Origin of the sequence: Acinetobacter sp. WCHAc060025 (assembly GCF_004209355.1) — a bacterium.
In the GTDB taxonomy this organism is placed as follows: Bacteria; Pseudomonadota; Gammaproteobacteria; order Pseudomonadales; family Moraxellaceae; genus Acinetobacter; species Acinetobacter wuhouensis.
This window is the reverse complement of the sequence record NZ_SGSX01000001.1, coordinates 266,620-282,745: the sequence shown is the minus strand read 5'-3', so window position 1 is coordinate 282,745 and position 16,126 is coordinate 266,620. Positions and strand designations below refer to the sequence as shown.

Genomic DNA, 16,126 nt, shown 5'->3' with positions numbered 1-16,126 from the left:
TTAACCATTCTGTTTGATGATCCTCAAATAAATTTCATTACAATGAATTCTCATCTCGATATTTCGCTAGCATAAAAAATACCACAATGGAGAGTATGCCGATGATAATCCCTGCTGTTAATAATAAATTAACATGAGCTGAACTGAAGGCAATTTTACCTGCGTTAATCAATGCTGTACCTTGTTCAACGGGTAACTGGCTCGCCACTAAATAGGTATCACCAATCGATAGTCTGGCTTTTTCTGCTAAAACAGCAGTTAAATCTGACGGCACTTGAAGATGACTGCCAAATATATAGGCCATGAAAACACCAAATAAAGTAATACCTAGTCCTGTACCCAGTTCATAACCTGTACTTTCAAGTGAACCTGCCGCACCGCCCTTTTCTGCAGGTACTGAGCCCATGATCGCAATGGATGAAGCTGTTAAACCGATACTTAGAGTGAGTCCAATTGAAGCTAAAATAAAGGGAACAATAATTCCCGGATGATGAAAATCTGAATAACTCAAACTGATCAACGCAATTGCTGCCAATATTAATGAAAATGTTGCAACTAGACGCAGTCCGAATTTATTAGATAAAAATCCAGCAATAGGCCCACCAATAGCAGCAGCAACCATAATCGGAACCATAAAAAGACCAGCTTGTAGTGGTGTTAAACGAATGACATATTGCAGCTCCATCGCTAAGGTTAATTCCACACCTGCCAAAGCGCCTGCAGCAACCATTGCCATAATAATGCCTGCTAAAATAGCAGGGCGTGAAAATAGTGAAAGATCTAGCATCGGTTGAGGAGAATTCAGCTGTTTGCGTACAAATATGGTTAATAATCCAATAGAAAAAATGACTAAAGGAAGGACAATTAACAACGACTGTTTACCGCCTAAGCCTGCTTTGAGCGCATATACAAATGAAACCAAACCGAAAATTAGCAATAGCGCCTGACCAAATGCCCAATGTCCAGAGGTTACAGCTTCATTTTTGGATAATAAGAAATAGCACATTGGGGCGACAACTAACATGATTGGGACATTAATGAGGAAAACTGAACCCCACCAGAAATATTCTAACAATCCACCACCAATGAGCGGTCCAATGGCGGCACCGGCTGATCCGATTGTGCCCCAAATACCCAGCGCAATGGCACGTTCGCGACTGTCTTCGAAGGTTCTGCGAATAATACCCAATACACAGGGCATAATCATGGCACCGCCTAATGCTAATAAAGCACGTGCGGCAATCAGCATAGAAGCCGTTTGGGAAAATGCCGCAAGGACTGAGGCAATTCCAAATATAACCAAGCCAATCAGCAGAATCTTACGATTGCCGACACGATCAGCCAAAGTTCCCATCGGAACTAAAAGTCCAGCCATAAGTAATGGATAAATATCAATAATCCATAAGACTTGGTTGCTTGAGGCACTCAATGATTGGGTTAATGATGGAACCGCAACATGCAGTACAGTCATATCAATCACAATCGGCAGAAATGCAAGCACGACAGCGAGCAATATCCACCAGCGTTTCGGATCAAGATTCGTAGCTTTAATGATCAAACCTATATTGATGGTTTATTAAATCAATTCTGAAATAAAGATGTAAATGAAAGATTTGTTGTGGGCTAAACTCGTTAACCCACAGCTTTTATATTTAGCTTTTATTCTCAGTTTTGATGCTTAATGTGCCGCTTTACGTTTCGAGAATTTCTCAACCATGCTCATGACGACAATAAAGAAAATCGGTACAAAAATAACAGCTAGAATTGTTGCGCTGATCATGCCGCCAAAGACGCCTGTACCAATCGCTTTTTGAGTTTCAGAACTAGCGCCACTGGCAATGACTAAAGGAATAACGCCACAGGTAAATGCCAAAGATGTCATTAGGATTGGACGTAAGCGCAATTTAGCGGCTGCAACGGTTGCCTCCACTAAACCCATTCCTTCTTCTCTTAATGCTTTTGCAAACTCAACAATCAAAATGGCATTCTTTGCAGATAGACCAATAATCGTGATCATGCCGACCTTAAAGAAAATATCATTTGGCATACCACGTAACATTACTGCTAAAAAGGCGCCAATCAACCCTAGAGGGACAACTAGCATCACAGAGAATGGAATTGACCAGCTTTCATAAAGTGCTGCCAAGACAAGGAAAACGACTAACATCGACAACAGTAATAAAAACAAGGTTTGTGATTCCGACTGTTTTTCTTCTAGAGAAATCCCAGTCCACTCATAACCCACACCTTTCGGAAGCTGTTTAATCAAATTTTCCATCTCAGTCATGGCTTGTCCTGAAGATACACCTGCTGCTGGACTGCCAGAAATACTCAATGATGGACGACCGTTGTAACGATTGTATTGTTGTGGTGAATGTTGCCAAATGGGTGTAATTATTTCAGACATTGAAACCAATTTACCGCTTTGACTGTTCACTTTAATCTGAAGAATATCTTCAATACTCATGCGTGATTTGGCATCAAGTTGCACAATGACTTGTTGCATACGATCTTGATTTGGGAAATCATTGACATACATCGAACCCATCGAGGTCGAAATAATATCGGTCACATCACTGAAATTAACACCCAAAGCCTGCAATTTATCGCGATCAATTTTAAGCTCTACAGAACTGCCGTCAGGCAAACCTTCAGGATAGACCTCCGCCACGATTTTACTTTGTGATGCTAATGCTAAAAGCTGATCTTGCGCCTCTCTTAAAGCAGGCATACCAATGTTGCCATGATCTAATAATCGCAATGAAAAACCAGATGAATTCCCCAGTTCATCAATGGCTGGTGGTAACACAGACATGGTCTGGCCTTCTGAACTTTCAGCCATCGCCATATTGGCATTATTCACAACTTCTTGTGCCGTAATAGTACGCTCTTCGAATGGCAATAGATTAGTAAAATACATCGCTGTATTCTGACCAGAACCACTAAAACCAAAACCTAAGACTGCCATATTGTCTTTAATACCCGTTTCTTGGTCTAAATGATTTTGAAACTCAGCAACGACTTTACGGGTACGTTCTTGAGTTGCATCCGCAGGAAGCTGAATTGAAGTCATAAACCACCCCTGATCTTCTTCTGGCATAAACGCAGTCGGAACGTGTTTAAAACTAAAAATCAGCACAATGACAATGCCTAAGAAACATAACATTGCGAGGGTTTTATGTTTAATTACTTTAAATAAACTACGTTCGTAGCGATTGTTCAGCTTCTCAAAACTGCGATCAAACCATGCAAAAACACCTTTTTTCTGATGGTCTTGATCAATCGGTTTTAACATTGTTGCACATAACGCAGGGGTTAATGTCAATGCAAGGAAAGCTGAGAATAAAATGGAAACTGACATGGTAATGGTGAATTGGCGATAGATAATCCCCACCGAGCCTGACGCCAATGCCATCGGCAAGAATACAGCGGCTAACACTAAGGTAATACCAATAATCGGATTGGTAATTTCCTTCATGGCTTTAGATGTGGCTTCAACTGGAGATAAACTTTCTGTCGCCATAATTCGTTCAACATTCTCAATGACCACAATCGCATCATCGACAATAATCCCAATCGCAAGCACCATGCCGAACATGGTCAGCACATTAATCGAAAAACCTGCAAGTAGCATGACTGAAAATGTGCCAAGCAATGCAATCGGTGCAACGATCGCTGGAATTAAGGTGTATCGAACATTATGTAAGAAAATAAACATGACAATAAAAACTAAAGCCATAGCTTCAAGCAATGTCATGATTACTTTTTCAATCGAAACTTTTACAAAAGGTGCAGTGTCGTAAGGTATAGAGAATTTCATACCATCAGGCAATGCTAGACTTAATTGTTCAATTTTTGCTTTTACACCCTCTGCAGTCTTAACAGCATTGGCACCAGGACTCATTTGTATCGCCACAGCTGTAGAGGCTTTACCATTTTCTAAAATCGCAAAGTTATACATTTGCGCACCAATTTCGACACGAGCAACATCCGATAATCGAACAATGGCACCATTTTGTTGAGCACGTAAACTAATGTTCTTGAATTGCTCTACAGTTTCTAATTGACCTTGAGCAGTCAAAGGAATGGTGATTTGTTGCCCCTTCAACGCAGGAACATCACCAATACGACCCGGTGATATCGGCAAGTTTTGGTTTTGGATGGCTGTATTCACATCTTGAATACTCAATCCATAAGAGACCAAGCGGTCTGGATCGACCCAAATTCGCATGGCTTTCTCAGCACCAAAGTTTTGGACTTTACCAACACCTTCGACCCGTTTTAATTCTTCAATTACATAGCGAGTCATATAGTCACTGACATCAATTTCACTATATTTGCCATTTGGTGAACTCAACCCCACCATCATTAAAAAACCAGATGATGCAGCATCAACCATCAGCCCCTGTTGTCGAACTGTTTGGGGTAGGCGCGACTCAATGGCTTTAATTTTGTTTTGTACATCAACTTGTGCCAGTTCTACATCTGTGCCTGGTTTAAAGGTTGCGGTGATTGTTGCTGTTCCAGAACTATCCGAACTTGAACTGTAATACAGTAAGTTCTTGACACCTGACATTTCCCGCTCAATCAATGTCACAACACTATCATTCAGTGTCTTTGGGGTAGCACCTGGATAGATTGCAGTAATACTGATCTGTGGTGGCGCAACACTCGGAAATCTTGCAATAGGTAACTTGGGAATACTGAGTACACCTAACAAAATAATAAATAAAGCGATCACCCATGCAAAAACAGGACGCTTAATGAAAAATTGAGACATTATTTCTTGCCTCCACTTTCCTGAGTATTTGTAGGTTGCCACTGCTTAATTTTTAGTTTTTGCTCAGGCTGTATACGATCAGCGCCTTCAACAATAACTTTTTCGCCTGCTTGTAATCCTTGTGTTACTACATAGCTATTTTGATAACGTTGACCAAGCTGAATAGGCTTGCTTTGCGCTAAACCTTTTTGATTAACAATCGTAACATTGGCTTTACCATTAATATCATGTTGAATCGCTTGTTCAGGTACTAACAGCGCATTTTCAACTTGAGCTCGGCTCATATTGACTCGAACATACATGCCTGGCAAAAGTTTTTGATTTTGATTATTGACTAGAATACGAATCGTGACATCACCCGTGTCAGGATCAACTTTAGTATCTGAAAATAGGATTTCACCTGTGACATTATAAGGTTTACCCTGACTATTCAGGATTTCAACCGTATGTTTGATGTTTGACACGTCACCTTGCTGCAAAGCTTCCTGTAGCTTTTCATAATCACTAATTGATTGCTTTACATCGACGTAGACTTTATTAATCTGTTGTATTACGGCCATCGCATTGCTATCGCCTTGACCAACCAATGCACCTTCAGTCACTAAGATTTCACCAATCGTTCCTGAGATGGGTGCTGTGACAGTGGCATATTTAAGATTGAGCTGCTGTCTACTTAACATAGCTTGCATTTGCGCCACATCGGCTTTTGCTTTTTTATAATCTGCTTCCGTATTGTTGTATTCCTGCTGACTAACCGCATTTACTTTTACCAATTCAGTGTAGCGTTTTAACAGCACCTGCAAACGTGTCACCTCAGCTTGTGCACGGTTTAAAGTAGCTTGATTGCTTTTTACATCTGCCTGAAAGATTTCAGAATTTAATTTAAAAAGTGGTTGACCTGCTTGCACATAAGAGCCTTGTTTAAAAAGCACTTTATCAACAATTCCACCTACTTGCGGACGAATTTCAGCAATCCGGTAAGCTGTAACACGGCCGGGAAGATTTTCAATTACATTCATAGATTGCGGTAATACAGTGATGGTACTGACCACCACCGGCGGCATTTCTGCTGCGGACTGTTCAGCATCTTTGGATTGTGTACAGCCGATCAAAAGTACAGTTGTAATAAGTATTGAACTTATTAAATGATGACATGTTTGCATGTTTTTCAGAGAGAGTTTTAGATGCTACTATTTTGAAATAGCAGTGTTTATGAATTGCTAATGTTATGTGGAGATTGTGTGGAGAAAACTGTTAAATGGGAAGTAATTTTAATTTGGCTGAAACTATTATTAATAATAAACACTTGATTTTGTTAAGCTAAATTATTGTTTTATAATAACTTTATTAATATTGGTTGATTGAGAAACCTGTTGGAAGTTTTAGATATATTTCATACTATTCTTTATATGAGTTATCTATTTAAAAAGAAGTAATAAAGAAGCTAATGGATCATTTTGAAGTAGAAGTTTTAAAACAAGCTGCTTCGTAATTCTTCAATAAATACGAAGCATATTTTAGTAAATTTAATTCTCTATTTATAATTTTTTCTTTTTTATTAATATTTTGAAAATTTTATTAAAACTTGCAACCCAATCAGCTTGGTCAGTATGCATGTGCTTCATGGCTCTTTTTTGATTGAAGTTAGTCTTGCAAATATCGAACCATTTTTTTGTTCCTTTTTTCCCCTCAATTGCTTCACAAATCATGGTTATATTTTTTTCATTAAGCATCTCTTTGGTAATAAATAGAAAAAAACAAAATGCTTCATTATTTTTGTTATTTTTCTTAATATCAATAAGGTAAAGATGATCATGAAATTCGGCTAACTCTAACTTTAAAAACAAAAGTAATCTTCCAACGTCATCGTTAATCCAAGTATTATGAATAGGGAATTTAACGATGGGCTTTATCTGTAAAAGTGAAAAGGTGTCTGAAAGATTTCCACTTTGATCAATGCAAGATACTTTAGTTAATTTAGTAGAATCTTTTTTAGCTTCAATGTTTTTTAAACTACTAAATATAAGAGCAAGATCATCTACATCTAGTTTATTCGGTTTTTTTTCTGAATTTTCAGATTTTGTAGGTTTATTCTTTCTATTGCCATAACGGTTGCCTGATGATTCTTCATCTTTATTTTCATTTTTTTCTTTACTTTCAATATATTGTATATTTGATTCAGTTTCAATTACTTCTTCAATAATCTCAATATCGAAATCAGTAAAATCTACTGAAATATCAGTCTGTTTTTTATTTTCACCTCTGTTGTGAGATGGGTCTTCTTGGGTGTTGATACGAGTGTTATTGCGTTTTTTTTTGTTTCGACCTTGTCTATGAACTTTATCTTTATCAATGGTTTCTATCTGTTCCTCTGATTCTGTTACAGGTGCATAAGCTACTATAGGAAAATCAGCAATAGGAGAAACTTTAGATACGTGTGTAATTAAAAATCGTTTTCCATTTTCAAGCCAAATACCTTCGGCAGTTAAGCTCATTGTTGTTGAATGCGGAGGAATTACACTAGGAAATCTAGATGGATATGGCTTTCCAGTTTTATCGAGTTTTATGTCATTTAACGAATTTCGTATATTTAGCACTTTTTCTTGGGTGTTTTTGTTTAGTGCTAGATTTGCCAAAAATGTGATCGCTTCTTTTCCTATGGTTTTAACCATATTTTTTTTCAGTACAACAGATATTTTTTCAACATTTTCAACATTTTGAATTTCATATTTTTCTAAAAATAAATCAACTATATGTGAAATACTGTAATTTTCATTGATGATATGGCCTCTAATGTCCTTTCTTGCAGGGATATAAAAAGCATGGAGTGAATGAATACAACTTGTAAGTACTTCGATATTATCATTTGATTTTAAAATACAATATTTACTCATTAAAAATGGGTAATATCTAAAAGGCACATTTGCACTGTATTCATTTTTAGGAATGAATATTTTTTCATTATATAAGTAGTATTCGTCTGAATCAGGAATCTTAGCATCAAATCTAATGATCTTTGGTTCGTTAATGGAAAAATCAAACTCAAAATTAACTGTTCTCAGACAGTTATTAAAAGAGAATTTTCTTCCCTCTATTCGTGTTTGGCCTTTCCATATTGTGCCAATTTGTACTGTATCCAAATCTCGAAAAGTGACATCATATTTGTTGTAAGAATTTTCAGATACATTTAAACGATTAGGGTTTGCCGCATCAAGCTCAACAAGTAGAACTTCAATTAATATATTGTCAGATTCAGAACTCGAATTTAACTTTAAACAACTATATAGGTAGACAACTCGTTCGATTTCATCATCAGGAAATGAGTCAATAGAGGTCATATCAGAATATACTCTAATAAAGGTTATTATAAAAAAGAAATTATGAGTTATTAATAGTCTATTTTTATATATTTGACTAGCTTCTATTTTTGTAAACTAGCTTTTATTTTTGTAAGTGACAGCCACCACCGACCAGTGCGATTGCGGATGCAGTGTGATGAGGTGCTCTAAATGGGCGTTGTCCAAATTGGTGTTGCGAATTGGCAATCGAATAAATGCTGGCAACTTCTAAATTTTCTTGTGCATTGAGTGCAGGTAAAATACTTGGAAGACGAGAGGCGAGTAGGGTCTTCCTGTACCAGGCGGGCCTTTAAATAAAATAGAATGTCCACCTGCCGCAGCAATTTCTAAAGCACGTCGAGGGCGTAATTGACCTTTCACATCAGCCAAGTCAAATTTATATTGATTGTCGAAAGCGCTCTTTGTCGAAACCGACGCATCAATTTTCTGATTGGTGAGAAAGTGATCACAGACTTGTTTTAAATGTGTGGCTGCAAACACTTGAAACTCAGGAAGTTGTGCAGCTTCATCTGCATTTTCTTTGGGTAACATCAGTTGATGCTTTGCCATTTGACATGCCATGGCAATGGTGAGTGTTCCTGTGACAGGTCTTAAATGACCATCGAGTGCCAATTCACCAATGAATTCAAAATCATCAGTCACCCCTTCAGGCAGTTGACCTGTGGCAATCAATATTCCTAGTGCAATAGGTAGATCTAAGCGTGAACCATCTTTAGGCAGATCTGCGGGTGCAAGGTTGATCGTCAGGCGTTTGGTTGGAAATTGATAACCGCTATTGATGATGGCAGATCGAACACGATCCTTACTTTCTCGAACAGCAGCTTCCGCAAGCCCAACAATGGTTAATGAGGGAAGACCAGCACTAACATGGACTTCAACTTCAATGAGTGGCGCATGCAACCCGAGTAGCCCTCGGGTATAAATTTTGGCTAAAGACATTCTTATTGTTCCATTTTGCTTTATTTTTAATCATTATTTGTGATTTTTGCACTAAAAATGTGCAAATTTGAATTATTTTTTATTCTTAATCAATTCTTCTAAAGCTTGAACCTGTTGTTGAAGTTCAGTGAGTCGAAGATTGGCATTATTTAGTGCAGTTTTTTGACGCTCAATTTCATCTTTGGACACAATATCCATTTTTGCGACGGCTTCATTTAATAAAGCACGTAAGTTGTGTTCAATGTCTTTCTTAGGTTGGTCGATTTGTTCCAAAATTGCTTGTAGTAGTGTTTCAATCATGAGGAATCCAAAGGGTTTAGTTGCTTGGGCTAGTGTAACATCCTGTCTTTATTTTTACTCAAGTTAATTTAGCTGATCATCGGCAAAGGATACCGATAGAAATAAACAATTAAAGTTAAAAATTGATGATTATTGTGAGTTTTTTTAGCTGGCAACTTCACCTGAGTATATACAATAGGTTATAAAGGCATTACATGCGAATTGATTTAACAACCCCAACCGTTAATGAAATTGGCATGAAAATTGAACATAAAACCTTACTGGTGAAATAAGCCGAAGGAAAACAATATGAAGCTCGTAACTGCAATTGTAAAACCGTTTAAATTGGATGACGTGCGTGAAGCACTTTCTGATATAGGCGTTCAAGGGATTACCGTAACCGAAGTGAAAGGTTTTGGTCGTCAAAAAGGGCACACTGAACTGTATCGTGGTGCTGAGTATGTGGTTGATTTTTTACCTAAAGTAAAAATTGAAATCGCAATCAGTGATGACATGGTGGATTCAGTGATTGAGTCGATTACTCGTGTTGCGAGTACTGGCAAAATCGGTGATGGCAAAATTTTCGTAACGAATTTAGAACAAGTGATTCGTATTCGTACAGGTGAAACAGGCCCAGACGCTGTTTAACTTGGCACGAAGGTTGCTAGTTATGTATATCGATACATAACTCAAAAATTTGGTTGGGGGATACGAATGAAAAAAATGCTATTAGCGCTCAGCCTGTCTGGCGCACTTCTTGGCGGATCAGTTGCGTGGGCAGAAGAAAACGTAGCTGAACCTGCTTCTTCAGTTGTAGCAACAGCACACGAAGCTACAGCTGTTACGACTGAACCAACTGCAACAGTGGCTCCTGTAGAAGCGGCTGCATCTGCGCCTGCCGAAGAGGCTAAGGCTGATACAGGTGATACGGCTTGGGTTTTAGTGTCTACAGCACTGGTTTTATTGATGACCATTCCAGGTTTGGCTTTGTTCTACGGTGGTATGGTACGTAAGAAAAACGTTCTTTCCACAATGGCACACAGTTTTACAGCTGCGGCGATTGTGAGTCTTGTTTGGGTCGTGATTGGTTATTCACTTGCATTTGGCTCTGGTAATGCTTTTATCGGTGGTTTAGATAAAATCATGCTCTCAGGGATTACCACAGATGCACTCAGTGGCACGATTCCTGAAATTCTCTTTGTTATTTTCCAAATGACTTTTGCGATTATTACCGTTGCCATCATCAGTGGCTCTGTGGCTGATCGTATGAAATTTAGCGCTTGGATTGCCTTTATTACCATTTGGGTGGTTGTGGTGTATGCACCAATCGCGCACTGGGTATGGGGTGGTGGTTGGCTCATGAATGATGGTGCGCTTGATTTTGCAGGTGGTACAGTGGTTCATATTAACTCAGGTGTAGCAGGTCTTGTCGCTGCATACTTACTGGGTAAGCGTATGGGGCTAGGCAAAGAATCTATGGCGCCACACAACTTAACTTTAACTGTATTGGGTGCAAGCCTTGTGTGGGTTGGTTGGTTTGGTTTCAATGGTGGTTCTGCTTTAGGTGCAAATGGTTCAGCAGCCTATGCATTGGTGACTACACAAGTGGCAGCAGCAGCGGCAGCGATCGCATGGCTCGTGGTTGAAAAGATTGTTCGTGGTAAAGGTTCAGTCCTCGGTGCTGCATCAGGTGCTGTAGCAGGCTTAGTGGTGATCACACCAGCAGCAGGTTTTGTGACTGTCGGTGGCGCACTCATCATGGGCTTAATTGGTGGTGTGGTATGTTTCTGGGGAATCTCAGGTCTTAAACGTATCCTTAAAGCAGATGATTCTTTAGATGCTTTCGGCTTACATGGTGTAGGTGGTATCGTCGGTGCAATCTTAACAGCGGTATTTGCAAGCTCATTCATCATGGGAGACAAAGCGCCTGCAAGCATGACCCACCAATTATGGGTACAAGTAGAAGGTGTATTGGCAACGATTGCTTACTCAGCTGTAGTGACCTTCATCCTACTTAAAATCATCGATGTAGTAATCGGCATCCGCGTGGAATCAGATGATGAACGTATGGGGCTAGATTTGAGTCAACATGGCGAACGCATCGAATAATCAAATGGATATGAAAATTTAAAATCAGGATAATAACTATATATAGTATGAAACAGCCCATAAGGGCTGTTTTTTTTCCATATCTTGCGAAATGCTCAACAAAATCTAGTTTTTTTGCTACACTAGGTAAATTCATCAATTTTGCTCAATTAAACCACTATGCATTGTCCATTTTGCAACGCCGCAGATAGTAAAGTGATTGATTCGCGTTTGGCTGCCGAAGGGAGTCAGATTCGTCGACGTCGTGAATGTATTAGTTGTGGTGAGCGTTTTACCACATTTGAAAGTTATGAGGTGGTGATGCCTCGTGTGACCAAGTCTGATGGTAAAAATGAACCGTTTGATGAAGCCAAATTACGTCGTTCATTGATGCATGCTTTGCAGAAAAGACCGGTTACGCAAGAGCAGATTGAAACAGTGATTAATGATATTCAATTACAAATTCGCCGTTTAGGGGAGCGTGATGTTCGCTCACGTACCATTGGTGAGATTGTCATGAAATCATTGTTTGCATTGGATCATGTGGCTTATGTGCGTTTTGCTTCGGTGTATCAAGATTTCCAAGATATCAATGCGTTCCGTGATCAGATCGAGCAAATGCAAGATCATGGTAAAGATCATTGATGTAAAAATTATTGTTAATATTGCCCTTTACGATTGTTGATCAATATTCATTAGGAATTATATGTCTGAGTATGCGCTAGATTCTAAACACAATGATGCCTTAAGTGAGGATCAGGTTTGGATGCGTCAAGCCATTGCTGAGGCTGAAAAGGCAATTTATCGAACTCGCCCTAATCCTGCTGTCGGTTGTGTCATTGTTAAAGATGGTGTGATTGTTGGACGTGGTGCAACAGCCCCTGTCGGTGGCTCACATGCAGAAGTGTTTGCGATGCGTGAAGCAGGTGAACAAGCTCGTGGTGCAACCGCCTATGTGACTTTAGAGCCATGTGCGCATTATGGTCGTACGCCGCCATGTACCAAAGGTCTGGTTGAAGCAGGTTTGGCTAAAGTTGTGGTGGCATGTGCAGATCCAAATCCGCTTGTTGCAGGAAAAGGCATCGAAATTTTGCGCCAAGCAGGGATTCACGTTATTACAGATGTGTGTACTGTCGAAGCAGAAGTGCAAAATAAAGGCTTTTTAAAAGCGATGGCATGTAATATGCCTTATGTGCGCTTAAAAGTTGCATCAAGTTTAGATGGTCGTACTGCAATGGCTTCTGGTGAATCTAAATGGATTACAGGTGCTGAATCTCGTCAAGATGTGCAACATTGGCGTGCAATTTCAGGGGCAGTCATTACAGGAATTGAAACTATTCTTGTAGATGATCCATTACTCAATGTCCGTTCATTGTTTGATGTTGATGGAAAAGCGATTGATCTTGAAACTATTGTTCAGCCGAAAAGGGTGATTTTAGATCGTCAAGGACGTTTGCCTTTAACAGCGCAAATTCTCAAGCAACCTGATACAGTGATGGTCATGGGACCATTTCGTCAGGAACTGGCTGAATTAGGCGTGGTACAATTAGAAGTCCAGTCGTTACATGATTTGCTTCGAACTTTAAAAGATTTTCAAATTTATGATGTGTTGGTTGAAGCAGGTGCAACATTATCTACTGCATTTTTGCAGGAAAAACTGGTCGATGAATTGATCAGTTATGTTGCACCTACCCTATTGGGTCAATCGGCACGTGCTATGTTCAATGCGCAATTTGAAAGCATGGCACAACAATTACGTTTTAAGCTTGCAGATGTACATCAGTTTGGTGATGACATTCGCTTAAGACTTATCCCGTCACAAGAGTCAGTATGAATTCAGAGTCACCTACATCGGTTTATCACAAACGTCGTCATGCTGCGCGTACGACAGATGAATACCTTTTTCATCAGCTTGTTCCTTATTTGGGAAATAAGCGCCGTTTGTTGCATCTGATTCTGGAAGCATTGGAAATTACGGGGACGTTGAATCCGAAAGGGAAGCGTGCGCCAATTTTCGCTGACTTTTTTGCAGGCAGTGGCGTGGTATCACGTCTAGCGCGTCAAAATGGTTATCGTGTAATTGCCAATGACTGGGAACCCTATAGCCATGCATTGAATCATGCCATTCTTGCATGTACTGATGCACCTGCATTTAAAGAGTTAGGCGGTTATCAAAAAGCGATTGATTATTTAAACCGCTTACCCGAAGTTAAAGGTTGGGTGACGCATAATCTTTGCCCACGTAATGATGAAATCTACGATCCTGCACGTGACCGTTTATTCTTTAAACGTCGTAATGGCATGCGGATTGATGCGATTCGCCAACAGATTGCAACATGGCAAGCTCAAGGCGCAATTGATGATGTAGAAATGAGTGCTTTACTTGCGCCATTGCTCTATTCAGCCAGTTTTGTCAGTAATACCAGCGGTGTATTTAAAAGTTTCCATCATGGCTGGGGTGGCAAGACCCAAACTGCTTTAGAACGGATTGAATCTTTGTTGTGGTTAACCCCAAGTCGTTTTAGCGAAGTCGGTGATACCAAACAAAAAACACCGATGGCGGAAATGTGGTGTGTAGATGCACAGCATTTGGCGAATCAAATGAGTGGTTTTGAAGTCGATGTTGCATATCTCGATCCACCATATAATCAACATGCGTACAGCAGTAATTATCATGTGCTCAATTCTTTAACTTTATGGGATCAAGTCGATTTACCAACACCTGATACCAAAGGCTTTAAGAGTGGAATTGACCGTGCATGGCGTAAAGAGCGCCCAAGTCCATATAACTCCTCTAAGCATGCGCAAGAGGCTTATGAGAGTTTGTTAGAAACCATCAATGCACGTTATATTCTCACTAGTTATTCAACTGATGGAAATATTGAAGCCAAAGATTTATTGGCGGCCAATTTAAAACGTGGCAAGGTGACTTTATTGACTCAAGATGTGCCACGTTATCGAGTGAGCAAACAGCGTCAATCTGAACGCGCACGTGTACTTGAGTTTATTGTGATTACGGATACTCATGCTAAGTCTGGACCGCCATTGCGACAGTTACTTGGTCAGCTTTATCATTTTGCTGAATTGGGTGGTGTGGATACTTCGGGTGTGAGTACGCAGTTGGCATTGTGGTAATATTTCTTCTGTCTAATTAGGCAGATTCATCAGACACAGTAAAATAGAAACATTGGCTAAAACTCCTCAATGATTGAGGGCAGGATAAAATTATGTTCACGGGCATTGTTGAAAGTTTAGGTAAAGTTGAAAGCTTGCAAAGTGTAGGCGGTGATGTTCGTCTACGTATTCAAACTGATCTTGATATGTCTGATGTGCATTTGGGTGATTCGATTGCAACCAACGGAATTTGCTTGACCGTGATCGACTGGGGTGAAAACTGGTATGCGGCTGATGTATCGCGTGAAAGCTTAAATCGCTCAACTTTAGCGAGTTGGAAAGTGGGTCAGCCTGTCAATGTTGAAAAAGCCATGTTGCCGACCACGCGTTTTGGTGGACATATTGTCAGTGGTCATGTCGATGTAGTGGGTGAAATTACTGTGGTTCGCTCAGATGCACGTTCGCTTTATTTTGAAGTCACCGCACCAACTGAGATTGCCAAATACTTAGCGGAAAAAGGCTCAATTACTGTAGATGGGATTAGCCTGACCATTAACCATTTAAATGGTAATGTATTGAGCTTAAATTTAATTCCACATACCGCTGAACGTACCAATATCGGCACATGGAAAGTTGGTACGAAGGTGAACTTAGAAGTTGATGTATTAGCCCGCTATATTGAGCGTTTATTGCTAGGTGATAAGGCAGCTGAACCCAAAGCAGAGTCAAAATTAAGCATGGAATTTTTGGCTGAGCATGGCTTTTTAAAATAATAAATTCATTTCATTCTGAGTATTCCGTGTAGAAAAAGCCTAATTTATTTAGGCTTTTTTAATATTTATTGGCGAATTTTAAGCTAATATAGGCTCGATATTCACAATGAGCATTGGGTTTGATTGATTTTCTACTTCACTTAGAACAATTACTTCCTTCGATTTTAGAAAATTATGGGCTGTGGATTTATGCCATTTTGTTTCTGATTATTTTTGCAGAAACAGGCTCCGTATTTATGTTTTTTCTACCTGGGGATAGTTTGCTGATCGCCATCGGTGCATTGTGCTCAACTGCTGATGATGTGCATTTGCATTATATGGGCGTGTTACTGATCATTGCTTCCATTCTTGGCTATATGGTGAATTATTATACGGGTCGTGTTTTAGGTTTTAAATTTTTCCATGCACATTCACGTTGGTTTAAGCCTGAATATATTCAAAAGACCAATCATTATTTTAAAAAGCATGGTGGTAAAACCATTCTAGTTGCACGTTTTGTTCCCTTTGTTCGTTCTTTTGCACCTTTTGCGGCAGGTGCAGGGCATATGAAAATGCCAGTATTTATGCTGTATAACGTCTTGGGTGGTTGGATTTGGATCGCCTTATTACTTGGTGTCGGTTTTGGTGCAGGGAATTTATTTTCACTCTTTCTCAATTCGATTTAAGTCTTTGAAAGCTCGTTTGAGCGACATCATATTTTTATGACAGTTTTTTTACGCACTGACACAAAAAAATAGCCAGAAAGTGAAAACAGAAAAAGCTTTCAAATCGCCAAAGTGCTAACATTTTGCAAG

12 protein-coding genes and 1 pseudogene are annotated in these 16,126 nt (G+C 39.4%); 7 read left to right on the top strand and 6 right to left on the bottom strand.

Translation table 11 applies throughout. The features are described 5' to 3' along the window. Positions 1 to 37: 37 nt before the first annotated feature. The 6 genes and pseudogenes from EXE09_RS01340 to EXE09_RS01315 all read right to left on the bottom strand — a co-directional run bounded on the left by EXE09_RS01340 (position 38) and on the right by EXE09_RS01315 (position 9,378). A complete protein-coding gene (locus EXE09_RS01340; RefSeq protein ID WP_228257129.1) occupies positions 38 to 1,558 on the bottom strand; it encodes an MFS transporter in 1,521 nt (506 codons plus the stop codon). Positions 1,559 to 1,678: 120 nt separating this feature from the next. After that, on the bottom strand, positions 1,679 to 4,783 hold the full coding sequence (locus EXE09_RS01335; RefSeq protein ID WP_323052668.1) for a multidrug efflux RND transporter permease subunit: 3,105 nt from the start codon (positions 4,781 to 4,783) through the stop codon (positions 1,679 to 1,681). Further along, the gene (locus tag EXE09_RS01330) at positions 4,780 to 5,943 is read right to left on the bottom strand and encodes an efflux RND transporter periplasmic adaptor subunit (RefSeq protein WP_077109212.1); all 1,164 of its coding nucleotides are present in this window, start codon (positions 5,941 to 5,943) and stop codon (positions 4,780 to 4,782) included. Before EXE09_RS01330 ends, EXE09_RS01335 begins: the two co-directional genes overlap by 4 nt. Positions 5,944 to 6,318: 375 nt before the next feature. Beyond that, positions 6,319 to 8,118, bottom strand: a complete 1,800-nt coding sequence (locus EXE09_RS01325) for a hypothetical protein (protein WP_020752729.1) — start codon at positions 8,116 to 8,118, stop codon at positions 6,319 to 6,321. Between the two features lie 115 nt (positions 8,119 to 8,233). Beyond that, positions 8,234 to 9,078 (bottom strand): annotated as a pseudogene (locus EXE09_RS01320) (YifB family Mg chelatase-like AAA ATPase); the annotation flags it as partial. 72 nt (positions 9,079 to 9,150) lie between these two features. Continuing rightward, a complete protein-coding gene (locus EXE09_RS01315; RefSeq protein ID WP_068974996.1) occupies positions 9,151 to 9,378 on the bottom strand; it encodes an accessory factor UbiK family protein in 228 nt (75 codons plus the stop codon). A gap of 288 nt (positions 9,379 to 9,666) precedes the next feature. On the opposite strand from EXE09_RS01315, the gene glnK reads away from it, so the two are divergent. The 7 genes from glnK (at position 9,667) to EXE09_RS01280 (ending at position 15,997) form a co-directional block, all read left to right on the top strand. Then, entirely contained in the window at positions 9,667 to 10,005 is a 339-nt protein-coding gene (glnK, locus tag EXE09_RS01310) for a P-II family nitrogen regulator (protein ID WP_004725283.1), read from the top strand. A gap of 66 nt (positions 10,006 to 10,071) precedes the next feature. Then, positions 10,072 to 11,466: an ammonium transporter gene (locus EXE09_RS01305; protein WP_130116075.1), complete on the top strand. Its 1,395-nt coding sequence runs from the start codon at positions 10,072 to 10,074 to the stop codon at positions 11,464 to 11,466. Positions 11,467 to 11,625: 159 nt separating this feature from the next. Then, positions 11,626 to 12,090, top strand: a complete 465-nt coding sequence (gene nrdR, locus EXE09_RS01300; RefSeq protein WP_068974998.1) for a transcriptional regulator NrdR — start codon at positions 11,626 to 11,628, stop codon at positions 12,088 to 12,090. A 61-nt stretch (positions 12,091 to 12,151) separates the two neighbouring features. Next, positions 12,152 to 13,279, top strand: a complete 1,128-nt coding sequence (gene ribD, locus EXE09_RS01295; RefSeq protein WP_130116074.1) for a bifunctional diaminohydroxyphosphoribosylaminopyrimidine deaminase/5-amino-6-(5-phosphoribosylamino)uracil reductase RibD — start codon at positions 12,152 to 12,154, stop codon at positions 13,277 to 13,279. Continuing rightward, positions 13,276 to 14,580 (top strand): DNA adenine methylase, encoded by a 1,305-nt coding sequence (locus EXE09_RS01290; protein ID WP_068975000.1) that lies wholly within the window; start codon positions 13,276 to 13,278, stop codon positions 14,578 to 14,580. Before ribD ends, EXE09_RS01290 begins: the two co-directional genes overlap by 4 nt. A gap of 92 nt (positions 14,581 to 14,672) precedes the next feature. Next, positions 14,673 to 15,332, top strand: a complete 660-nt coding sequence (locus EXE09_RS01285; RefSeq protein WP_130116073.1) for a riboflavin synthase — start codon at positions 14,673 to 14,675, stop codon at positions 15,330 to 15,332. Positions 15,333 to 15,451: 119 nt separating this feature from the next. Next, complete coding sequence (locus tag EXE09_RS01280; protein ID WP_068975118.1) at positions 15,452 to 15,997, top strand: VTT domain-containing protein; 546 nt, start codon at positions 15,452 to 15,454, stop codon at positions 15,995 to 15,997. Positions 15,998 to 16,126: the final 129 nt, after the last annotated feature.

What these genes read in the sequence shown, in the direction of transcription:
- EXE09_RS01330 (WP_077109212.1), bottom strand. Translation starts at nt 5,943, where the DNA reads ATGCAAACATGTCATCATTTAATAAGTTCAATACTTATTACAACTGTA.
- EXE09_RS01325 (WP_020752729.1), bottom strand. Translation starts at nt 8,118, where the DNA reads ATGACCTCTATTGACTCATTTCCTGATGATGAAATCGAACGAGTTGTC.
- EXE09_RS01315 (WP_068974996.1), bottom strand. Translation starts at nt 9,378, where the DNA reads ATGATTGAAACACTACTACAAGCAATTTTGGAACAAATCGACCAACCT.
- glnK (WP_004725283.1), top strand. Translation starts at nt 9,667, where the DNA reads ATGAAGCTCGTAACTGCAATTGTAAAACCGTTTAAATTGGATGACGTG.
- EXE09_RS01305 (WP_130116075.1), top strand. Translation starts at nt 10,072, where the DNA reads ATGAAAAAAATGCTATTAGCGCTCAGCCTGTCTGGCGCACTTCTTGGC.
- nrdR (WP_068974998.1), top strand. Translation starts at nt 11,626, where the DNA reads ATGCATTGTCCATTTTGCAACGCCGCAGATAGTAAAGTGATTGATTCG.
- ribD (WP_130116074.1), top strand. Translation starts at nt 12,152, where the DNA reads ATGTCTGAGTATGCGCTAGATTCTAAACACAATGATGCCTTAAGTGAG.
- EXE09_RS01290 (WP_068975000.1), top strand. Translation starts at nt 13,276, where the DNA reads ATGAATTCAGAGTCACCTACATCGGTTTATCACAAACGTCGTCATGCT.
- EXE09_RS01285 (WP_130116073.1), top strand. Translation starts at nt 14,673, where the DNA reads ATGTTCACGGGCATTGTTGAAAGTTTAGGTAAAGTTGAAAGCTTGCAA.